7 protein-coding genes are annotated in these 10,387 nt (G+C 56.7%); 6 read left to right on the forward strand and 1 reads right to left on the reverse strand.

Features of this window, described 5'->3' with window-relative positions; all coding sequences use genetic code 11:
- The 5 genes from BUA29_RS11155 to BUA29_RS11175 all read left to right on the forward strand — a co-directional run.
- Positions 1–302 (forward strand): transposase (locus tag BUA29_RS11155; RefSeq protein WP_143148933.1); only part of this gene is annotated, 302 nt, incomplete at its 5' end.
- 213 nt (positions 303–515) lie between these two features.
- On the forward strand, positions 516–2,552 hold the full coding sequence (gene zorA, locus BUA29_RS11160; protein WP_072756615.1) for an anti-phage ZorAB system protein ZorA: 2,037 nt from the start codon (positions 516–518) through the stop codon (positions 2,550–2,552).
- Positions 2,549–3,259 carry an OmpA/MotB family protein gene (locus BUA29_RS11165; protein ID WP_072756616.1) on the forward strand — a complete coding sequence of 237 codons (711 nt, stop codon included), beginning with the start codon at positions 2,549–2,551 and terminating at the stop codon, positions 3,257–3,259. Before zorA ends, BUA29_RS11165 begins: the two co-directional genes overlap by 4 nt.
- On the forward strand, positions 3,189–4,985 hold the full coding sequence (locus tag BUA29_RS11170) for an EH signature domain-containing protein (protein WP_218587192.1): 1,797 nt from the start codon (positions 3,189–3,191) through the stop codon (positions 4,983–4,985). The genes BUA29_RS11165 and BUA29_RS11170 overlap by 71 nt, the downstream gene beginning before the upstream one ends.
- Positions 4,982–8,728 carry an SNF2-related protein gene (locus BUA29_RS11175; RefSeq protein ID WP_072756618.1) on the forward strand — a complete coding sequence of 1,249 codons (3,747 nt, stop codon included), beginning with the start codon at positions 4,982–4,984 and terminating at the stop codon, positions 8,726–8,728. The genes BUA29_RS11170 and BUA29_RS11175 overlap by 4 nt, the downstream gene beginning before the upstream one ends.
- Here the strand turns inward: BUA29_RS11175 and BUA29_RS11180 are convergent.
- The gene (locus tag BUA29_RS11180; protein ID WP_072756619.1) at positions 8,722–10,071 is read right to left on the reverse strand and encodes a hypothetical protein; all 1,350 of its coding nucleotides are present in this window, start codon (positions 10,069–10,071) and stop codon (positions 8,722–8,724) included. The genes BUA29_RS11175 and BUA29_RS11180 overlap by 7 nt on opposite strands.
- Before the next feature lie 59 nt (positions 10,072–10,130).
- Here BUA29_RS11180 and BUA29_RS11185 point away from each other — a divergent pair.
- Positions 10,131–10,387, forward strand: a 257-nt coding sequence (locus BUA29_RS11185; RefSeq protein WP_143148764.1) for a transposase family protein, incomplete at its 3' end; no start/stop codon positions are given.

Genomic DNA, 10,387 nt, shown 5'->3' on the forward strand with positions numbered 1-10,387 from the left:
GCAAGCAGATCAACGTGGCACGCGACATGCTCAAGCACTGGTGCACCTGCGTCATGCGTTCCAAGGTCGAACCCATGAAGGAGGTCGCCGCCATGGTCCGTCGCCACCTCGAGGGCATCGTCGCCTGGGCCCAGACCCGCCAGACCAACGGCTTCCTCGAAGCGCTCAACGGCCTGTTCCAGGCCGCCAAGCGCCGCGCTCGCGGCTTCACCCGCTTCACCACTATCAGAACCGTCATCTTCCTGATCGCCGGCAAGCTCGACTTCGCAGTGATCAACCCTCATGCCCGGCAACCCACTTGAAATTCAACAGGGCCACCTTTTGCTGGACGAGGAGCACGTAGGCTGGGTAGTGTCATCCACACGAAACGTCACAGCCCCGTGCAGAATATACTGGCAAAAATGGTGTGGAAGAGGTTTCGGGAGCCTGGAACTCGCAACCATACGAAACAATTTGGATCTCTAGACGCGAGAGCAGTCACCGAGCTGCTGTCATAAGAACACGACGATAACCCTATGAACTTTCAGCTACTCTCCTCCGCGCCCCATCACCTTGTTATCCTTGGTGCAGTGCTACTGGTGCTGTTCCTCGCTTTCGTAGGATACTTTGCCCTGCCAGCATTGCGCCAAGCGCTTCTCTTAAAGAAAGTCCTTCAGTCCTTGGAGAGCAAAGACCTCAAGGATGCGCGCGACCCGCAGACGCTGGACAAGGCGTTCCCGAAGGATGGCGAAATCGCCCACCTGTGGCGCGAGTACAAGAAGACCCTTTATGCCACGTCAGTTGAAACACCTGACGGTATTGCGGAAGTCCGTTGGGCATCCACCGCCCCTGCAGAAGTGGTCTGGAACTCGCAGCTTGTAGTCGATCAACGAGTACACGCTGAGTTTTTCAAACACCTGCCTGGGATTTTTACTGGTATTGGCATCATTGGAACCTTCTTCGGTCTCATCAACGGTCTGAGCCGCTTTCAGGTTAGCGCCAACGCCGATGTCGTACGAGGGAGCCTCGAGTCCCTCATGCGCACGGTGGGCGAAGCATTTTTTATTTCCGCGACAGCCATTACCCTGGCTATCATCGTCACCTTTGTCGAGAAGCTGGTCCTGACCAGGCTGTATCGCAAAGTGGATGCCATCGCTGCGAGTCTAGACCGCAGGTTCCAGGCTGCCGTCGCTGAGAAGTTCCTTGAGTTGACGGTCGCGCATACCGAGGAAGCTGCCACCCAACTCAAGCACCTCAAGGGGGAACTGCTCAAGGACCTTCGCCCGATCCTTCAGGAACTAACCGACAAACACAACGAGACTCTGGAGCGACTGGTTAAGGAAGCAACTCGTACCCATATTGAAGCAACCCAGAAAAATAACGAATTATTGGGCACGACGATCTCCAACGCCATCACGAAAACCTTTACAGGTCCACTGGAAGACATTAAGGGCGTTGTGAAGCAGGCAAGCAGCGACCAGTCAGCGGCCGCCGTCAAGATGCTCCAAGATGTGATGGCTAGCTTCAGCCAAAAGCTGAGCGACCTCTTCGGCAACCAAATTACTGGCATCAACGAGCTGAATCAGCGAGCTGCTCAGACAATGCAGGATGCAGTCATGAAGCTCAACGAGCTGGTTGTCGCCCTGCAAGATGCGGGCAAGAAGTCCAGCGATTCCATGGCTGAGCGGATGGCCGAGGCCATTGAGAAGATGGAGCAACGGCAGGAGAGTATCAACGAACGTACGCGGGAGTTTGTTGAACAAATCAAGGCACTGGTTACTTCTTCGCAGACTGAGACCAGCGAGAAGATGCAATCCACTCTTCAGATGCTTGGAGAGCAGGTCGGTGGAATGCTGAAGGAATTCCAGGATGCGCAAGAGCAAGCTCTTGAAGCTGGCCGAATGCGCGAGCAAGAGACTAACAAGCGAACACAGGCCACAGTCAATAGCCTCGCTTCTTCGGTTGATTCTCTGATTGAGCAGATTGCTACGGCATCTTCGCGAATGGAGCAGAGTGTCGCTGTACTACGCGATACGACGACCACTGCCATTTCCCGCCTGGGCGAAGGTGCAGATCAAGTCAATGCCGCAAGCCGAAACTTTACAGCTGCGTCCGACAAGGTCACAGGGGCAATGAATCAGGCCTCAACGGTTACCACCAAGCTGACCGACCTGACTACATCGCTCACCGTCGCGGCATCGTCCCTGCAACAGGGACTTGATGACTACAAGGCGCATCGCGAATCCGTTGGCAAGTTGATCAGTGACCTCAATGCCTTGGTAGCGAACGCAAAAACTGACGTCAGCATTACCTCAGACGTCCTGCGTCGTATCGAAGACGCTGCTAAGGGGCTCAACAATGCGCAGCTCCAAGCAGAGCAGTTCATGGCCGGCGTCGCCGAGGTTCTCGGCAAGGCTCACGAGTCATTCCGTGAAGCCATGCTCAAGACTGTGCGAGAGAACAATCACGAGTTCCAGACGAAGCTCTCCTCGGCCGTCGCTCTCCTGGGCACATCCATCAAAGAACTTGATGACGTGCTGAGCACCGTAACCCCGAAGGGACATAGCAAGTGATTGGACGCCGTAGCCCCTCTCAGCAGCGCAGCAAAGACGAGGCCGAGAAACCCTTCTGGATTTCCTATGCCGACCTCATGACGGCCCTCATGGTGCTGTTCTTGGTGGTGATGGCCGTAGCCCTGCTGGCTGTAACGCGAACCGTCTCCGAGCGGGAAAGACGCGAGGCTGAGCACAAAGCAGATATTGACCACTGTATGGCACTGGCCGTCGAGGCAGCGAAGCGGCACGACGGGGTGCGAGTGGATCTTCGCAGAAACGTCATCGACTTCGGTGATCGCGCTCGGTTTGCCTTCAATAGCTCTACTCTCAGCCCAGAACAAGAAGGTGTGCTGCGGCGTTTCGTTCCGGAGCTGCTGTCGCTGGCAGAGAGTGCGAGTTGCAAGCGCGTTCTCAAGCGAATCGTTGTTGAGGGCTACACCGATAAGACGGGCAACTACCTGACCAACCTAAACCTGAGCCTGATGCGCAGCCAACGCGTTCTGTGTGCCATGTTCAAGACCAATGGCCCAAGCCCTTTGACCGACACTCAAAAAAAAGCAGTCCGTGATCTTTTTCTTGTGGGGGGGTTTGCGTTCAACTCTTCAAAAGACACACCGGAAGAGAGCCGTCGGGTTGAAATGAGAATCGAGTTTCTTGGAATTAACGAAAAGCGCGTTGAGCCATCACAGGATACATCTGGCGACTTTGGAACTTGTGCCATTTAAAGCAATGCACCCGCTAGACATCCTTTTCAAGCTTCTCAATCAAGCAAACAACCAGGGCGCGGGGCCCATGCGCCAGTGCACCGAGATTGACAGGGTGCTTGCTGAGCTTGAGAAGCGCGCCCGCAGCGGGGGTTCCAACTACGAACCGCGCGACCTACAGGTCGAGGCAGTCAAGAAGTTTTGGGAGATGGGTGAGTTCACTTCCCTGAAGGAAGCCCGCTTGGTCTCCTTTGGGCTGGCTGTTCGTCCCTGGAATGACCGCCGCTGCTTGATGGAAGAGCCCGAACGCTTCGGAGTCGTATTGACAAGACTGCGCGAATGGGAGTCCAGCCCAAGACAGTTCCGCAAGTGCTACCAGGGTCTCGTTCGCAGCTACTTCGACTATGACGGTCTTGGGCGCGACGTACCCGCTACTGGTCAGAGGAACTGGCGGCAGCTTCGAACCTACCTTGGTGACAAGGCGCAGCTCATTAAAGATGCCACCATCAACCCCGACTGGGTCGGCTGCGTCCTTGAAAACAAGGCGCTCTTCTCCGAGACACCCTGTGCCGCATATGCACAAGACTTGTTGGACGGCCGAGAGGACAAGGTTAGGCGCATCCGCGAACTGCTCGGTATCACAGATGCAAGCTGGTTCACGCGTGAGCTTGTATTGTCTCAAATTGCCCGCGTCTGTGCGTATGAGCACGAAGCGTTTACTCGGTTGGTTGGACGCCTGCTGGAGATGCTTGGGGGCAATGAGGTGCTGCGAGATCGTGGCCTTCAGATGATACTCAACCGGTATGCGCGGATTCCTCAAGCGCCCCAACATGCGGGGCTAAAGAACTACAGCGTGAATGCCTGGGGAAACCCATGGCTTCCTTCAAACGAGCACCGATGGGGCGGGGTTACAGAACAGGCCCGCCAGATGGTTGGCGATTGGCTCAAGCAGGAGTTCATTGAGTTGTTCTTCACCAAGCTTGCACAAGATGGTCTCGGCGACACGCGACGGGTGAAGTTTTGGGTCCAGTATGTTCCCCTCATCGAGAAAATTTACTTCGCCCTAGGTAGCCATGCGATGTACTCTCAGGAGCGCGATTTCGTTGAACTTCGAGCCAAACTGAAGGGCCTGACAGTCAACCTCGAAGATAGCAATCCCTTCAACAATGCTTTCGTTATGACCATGGGCGACCTGGTTGCAGTTGAGTTCAGCGGAGAATCGAACGCTTTCTACGGCTACAGCGTCAAGCGAAGCCTTCCCTTCGACCTGTCTAAGCCGGTCCGAAGCGCACCAGTCAACGGTAAAAACTCTCTCAAGAACGATGTACGCATCTTGTATCTAAGGCACCAGGACAACGTACACGGGTACTCAGACTGGGAGGACCGCTTCAAGAAGGAACTTGAAGATAAGTTCGGCTTGCTCCCTGGCCGGCGGGCAGTCCGCCGCGTCGCGGTACGCCCTGTTCCTGCCGACCGGCCATCCCAGGCTCAGTCCTCGGCACCTCCACAAGCCCCTGCTGCGTTTTTGACTACCCCTTACCCGCCTTCCCCGGCCTCTGAGGTTTACAGCGAAGAGAACGTCCGCAGTCTCGCGCAGCGCTACAACGCCTCTGTCGTTGACCGCCGAAAAATGGGCGGTGCCCTCTGGCTCGTAATGGGCGACAACTCAGAGGCGCGGCGAATTCTAAAAGCCTGGGGGTTTCAATACGCTGAAGGTAAGGGCTGGTGGAAGAAGGACGCGGGATGAGCATCTTTAGTCTATTCAAGAAGCCTGCACCCAGCGAGCGGCAGCAACTTTGGCGCCGGGCGCTGTCTGAAGTCGGTGTAACGATTGATCACGGCACGGGTGAGGGCGAGACACTCCAAACAACTGGACTCAGGGGTGTCTTACGGCAAATGCTTGACGATGGGCTGGCAGAAGAGTCTGGAGGGGCTTTCCTACTCTCGTGGGACCACATCTTCGAAGCGTTGAACATGAAGGAGTACGAGGGCCTAGCGGAAGCGCTCAAACTTCCTGCGCCCACGACACTTAGACCTAAGTTGTCGTCCCGAGGGGCCTTGGCCGATGAAGACTTTTCCATCAGCCTTGGTCCGTGGGTCGATGCAGAGGGCCGAGACGTCAGCCCAGAGTACAAGGGGGCATCGCTTCAAATTGGAGATCGCTCAGAGCTGATGACACCTGAGCAGTGGGAACTCTTCAAGGCCGTGAAGAGCTTCGCTCAACGCCCCTTCGAGCAGCGCACTGAGCAGGCCCAACGCCTCGCGTGGGGGCACATTCGTCGTCATGCGCTAGCAGCCAGGGCAGTCCTGGATGATTTTCTGGTCAAGACTGTTGTTCTCACTCCGGAGCGCCTCAACCTAGCATTCAGAAAATCCAACGCTGTGGCGGACGACTCCGTCATCGAGGTGTTGCCTGGGTTCGAGGACGCGCCTGCAGACTGGCTCACGCAATTTGATCGTTTCGACCACGTGGCCAGCCGATATGACCTACCAACCTCGGACGGTGGTCTCGTTCAGGTCGTCATCTCACCTGAGGTCCGTACCGTACTTGAGCAGATCAAGCGCCTTCCAGGGCGCCGCATCGCAGGTTCGCGTGCTCAAGCGTTCTTGGTCAATCCTTATGCAACCTTGGGCGAGGCGGCATCCAAGGTTATCGACGAAGTCCAGTTCGAGCAGGCGAAGATCGATGCGGGTCTATTATTTGAACGATTTACCCCGGTTATCGAGCGAACTGCGGACGGATTTCCTCAGCGGGTGGGTCTATGTATTGAGAGCGCAGATGCGACCAGCACCGCTGCCGCTGACGTTGTCTATCTATCCGATGACGAGTTAAAGCGTTTCGTAGGACGTCTTGAACACGCGTTGAAGCATAGGTATCAGCTGGTGTTCTGGGAGGGGCGCGAGCTAGAAGTCCTTCCGGAAACCGAAGAGCACCTTAAAACTCTTCGCCTTGCGCTTGAGCAGCGGCTGATGCCTAAGGTTCTGGTCACGTACGACCAAGTACATGACCTATCGGCGTACTCATCACGGGTTGAGGGGGTCGGTGTCGAGAAGCCGTATTACTCTCCCTACATCGCCAAGAAGAAAGAAGACGAAGGTTGGTTCCCGGAAAATGTCCTCCCAATCATCGCGTATACCCCTGACGGCACTGATGAGCAGGTCGCGATTCCCGTCAACAACGAGGCCATCGAGACGCTGCGTAAGTCGACCGAGGAGGCACAGAGACGTGGCGAGACGGAAGTCACCCTTCCCTGGTTGCCGAAGTCCATCAAGGTTGATGAAGCCAAGCGAATTGTCGGAACCTTCGTGGAGGTTCTGGATGAAGTCAAGGAAGGCAAGTTCGACCCAGAGAAGCGCAAACCTGCTGGCCCCAAGTCTAAGAAGACTTTGGTGTTGCGCCCAAACATCGATATCGTCGACTACGAGGAAAAGCGAGCAGCAGCGTTGCGGGTGAAACAGCATGCTCCTCGTATTCCTCGGGCGCTCGCCCCGGGTGCCAAGCTGCTCGACCACCAGTTAGAGGGTGTTGGCCGACTGCAATACCTCTTTGGTCTGCGTACGGAGCTGAATGTCCGGGGCATGGTCCTCGCGGACGAAATGGGCCTGGGTAAAACGTTGCAGTTGCTCACGCTTATGGCATCCATTCTCGAGGAGGGCCCGACGGCCAAGCCGATGCTCGTAGTAGCACCAGTGTCTCTCCTAGAGAACTGGAAAGAAGAAGCAGAAAAGTTCTATCCGGGTGCTTTCCGTATCCTGACCGCATATGGAGAAGCGCTTGCTTCCCTTCGTGTCCCCCAGGAGAGCATCGACGAACGACTTCGGAATGAAGACGGCTTAGTCAAGTTCTTGAAGCCAGGTTGGGTGGGCGATGCCAAGCTCGTTCTGACCACATACGAAACGCTGCGTGATCTGGAATTCTCATTCGCAGCCCAACAATGGGCATTAATGGTTTGCGATGAAGCTCAGCGCATTAAGAACCCGGCGGCCATGGTTACTCGGGCTGCCAAGAAGCAAAATGCTGAGTTCAAGATTGCGTGCACTGGCACACCAGTCGAGAACACGCTGGCGGACCTGTGGTGCCTCTTTGACTTCGTCCAGCCCGGTCTCCTGGGCGCACTCAACGAGTTTGGTCGTACGTACCGTCGGCCGATTGAAATTGATGACAGAGACGAGGAAGGCAAGAAACGCATCGAGGAACTGAGGGAGCGCATCGAGCCGCAGATTCTACGTCGTCGCAAGATAGACGTGGCTAAGGATCTACCGAAGAAAATTGTGGTTGAGGACTGTCGGCGCCTGCCGCTCTCAACGACACAACGTCAGCTCTATGCACGGGCCATTGAAGACTTCAAGAAGCGTGGCAACCCAGGGGCACACACGCCGTTCAAGAACCACCTGAGCCTACTGCACTACCTGAGGCTGGTTTGTACGGATCCTCGGAGACATGGCTTGACCGTCTTCAAGCCGGAGCCTCTCGTCCAGTATCGACAGGCGGCACCAAAGCTTGACTGGTTACTTACCCAACTGCGCAAAATCCAAGCTCAAGGCGAGAAGGTCATCATTTTCTGCGAGTTCCGCAATATCCAGAGGCTTCTGCAGCACTATATTGCTGAAGTCTTCGGCTTCGAGGCTGACATCATCAATGGGAGTACGACTGCGTCCGCCTCCAGTGCTACGAGTAGACAAAAGCGAATCAAAGCCTTCCAGGCAAAACCAGGCTTCGGCGTCATCATTTTGTCGCCGGTTGCGGTGGGATTTGGTGTCAACATCCAGGCTGCCAATCACGTTATTCACTACACCCGCACCTGGAATCCAGCGAAAGAAGACCAAGCGTCTGACAGAGCCTGGCGAATTGGTCAGACGAAAGATGTGTTCGTCTACTACCCGGTTGTCGCTGCTGACGATTTCACGACCTTCGATGTCAAGCTAGACCAATTACTCGAAAGGAAGCGATCCTTAGCTGGCGACATGCTCAACGGGTGCCCCGATATTAGTACTGCTGAATTCTTAATTGAGGACGTCATCCCTGAAGAATTCTCATCAGACATTGACGAGGTTGTCACCCTAGACAAAGCGATGCGCATGGAATGGCGATACTTTGAAGGCCTTGCTGCCGCCATTTGGAGTAAAAAAGGATTTGAAACCGTTTACTGCACGCCCCCAAGTAACGACATGGGCGTAGATGTTGTTGCAATACGGGGAGATTACGGAGAATTAATTCAGACAAAATCCTCATCGGCTGATAAGCCCTTAGGATGGGACGCTGTAAATGAGGTGGTTGCAGGTGAAGCGTTCTACCGGCGTAAGCACCCTGGAGTCACCTTCAAGAAAGTCGTTCTGACCAACCAGGTTTTCAACAGTGGTGCGCACGAAAAGGCTTCCCTGAACGCTGTTGAACTTTTAGATCAAAGCCACCTAGCTCAACTGCTGACCGAGTATCGTGTCACTATGCTAGAGGTAGAAAGGCTGCTGTATAACGACTGGTCTCACTGACCTGCCCCTTGCAGCTGCTCGATTTCCGCCTCGATCTGCGCGAGCTGGGCGTCTAGCGTGGTGATCTCGTTTTCCAGTGCCGCGCGCAGCTCGGCCACGACGGCATCGAACTGTTCGGGTGCGTGCTGTAGTTTTTGCTGCCATTCGTACTCTGGCGAAGCCTTGAGATCATCAAGCGACTCGATCAGCTCCAGAATCTTGCCTTGCAAGGCTTCGTGGAGCCGCTCCAGCGCCGTCAAGTCCTCGTTTTCGTCGAGCGACAGCTCACCCCAGCCCTGGCGGGCGATGAAGTCCTCTGGATCGCGGTCGATTTCGCGCAAGCGCTCAATGTCCCCTTCGTCGCGGGCGCGGTTGATCTCGGCCATCAGGCGGTCGTAGGTTTGCCGCTTGGCAGGGTCGCCCGCGTAGCGATCCGGATGGAAAACCCGCACGAGCCGCCGCCACAGCTGCTTGAGTTCCGCCTCTTCCGCTTCCGAGAGCGCCTGTTTGCCACGCATCTGTTGCTCGGTGCGCTGGTATTCCTCATCCAGCCTTGCCTGTGCCTGCTCGGCCTCGGTGTTGACGCGTTCGGCTTCTTCTTCTCCTTCGCGCAGTAGCGTGTCGAGGTACTTCTGGCGCATCTCCAGACGCAGCCGCAACAGGTCGCGCTGCCGGTACTGCTCTTTGAGGGCCTCAAAAAGGCGTGCCTGGGCAACAGAGATGGCCTGCCGCAGCGTGGTGTATTCCGCTTCGAGGGCAGCAAGACGCTGGCGTGCCGCTTCGACGAGGGCTTTCATGCGCGCCACGTCGGGGTTGGCGTAAACCACCACGTGGGTACCGACGACCGCGGTGACGGTTTCGGCTGCCTGGGATGTTGTCGTAAGCTGTTCAAGATACCAGCGCCCCATGGCCTGGCTGCGCGGGTTTTGTGATTCCGTCAGCCACTTGAGCCACTCGCGCAGCGCCCTGTCGGTGGCAGCCTCACGGAAGTGCCGCCCTTTGTATTTGCCAAAGGGAATCCGGGTTGGAAACCAGGGTGCCGCGGTGAAGGCCTGCAAGGCCTCGAGGCTGTCGAGGCCGCGCGCTTCGCACAGCGGGCGCAGTACTTGCTGCACCAGATCCGCCACCGTCTCCACGTCCCCCAGCGCCGTGTGCGCGCCGCGTGCGGGCAGGCCATAGTACTGGCGCAGGGTTTGCAGTTTGCAGTTGCCCGCAGGCACTGGGTCCAGCAGCCGTTGTGCCAGTTCATAGAGACAAAAACCACGCACCCCGATGGGGCTGATCCCCAAGCGCTGCCACTCGGGCAGCAGCACCTCGTCCCAGTCGTAACGCAGGTTGTAGGCGCATATCGCCTGGCTGCCCACGTAGCGGCTCCATCGCGTCTGGTGTGGAACGGGCCGCCGGATGATGTCAGCCTTGGCGGATGCAAGAACAACTCTTCACCCAGGCTTTGGGGCTGACGCCGCCGTGGGCGGTAGACAGCGTGTCGTTTCGTCCGGATGAGGGGGCGATCCACTTCGAGGTGTCGTGCGATACGGCCCGGCTGGCCTGTCCGGTCTGCGGGGCGGCGGACCAGCCGGTGCACGACCGGGTGGAGCGCACCTGGCAGCATCTGCACTTCTTCCAGTTCAAGGCCTTCATCCACTGCCGGGTGCCGCGCGTGGCCTGCCGCGAGTGCGG

Origin of the sequence: Thermomonas hydrothermalis (genome assembly GCF_900129205.1) — a bacterium.
Classification (GTDB): Bacteria; Pseudomonadota; Gammaproteobacteria; order Xanthomonadales; family Xanthomonadaceae; genus Thermomonas; species Thermomonas hydrothermalis.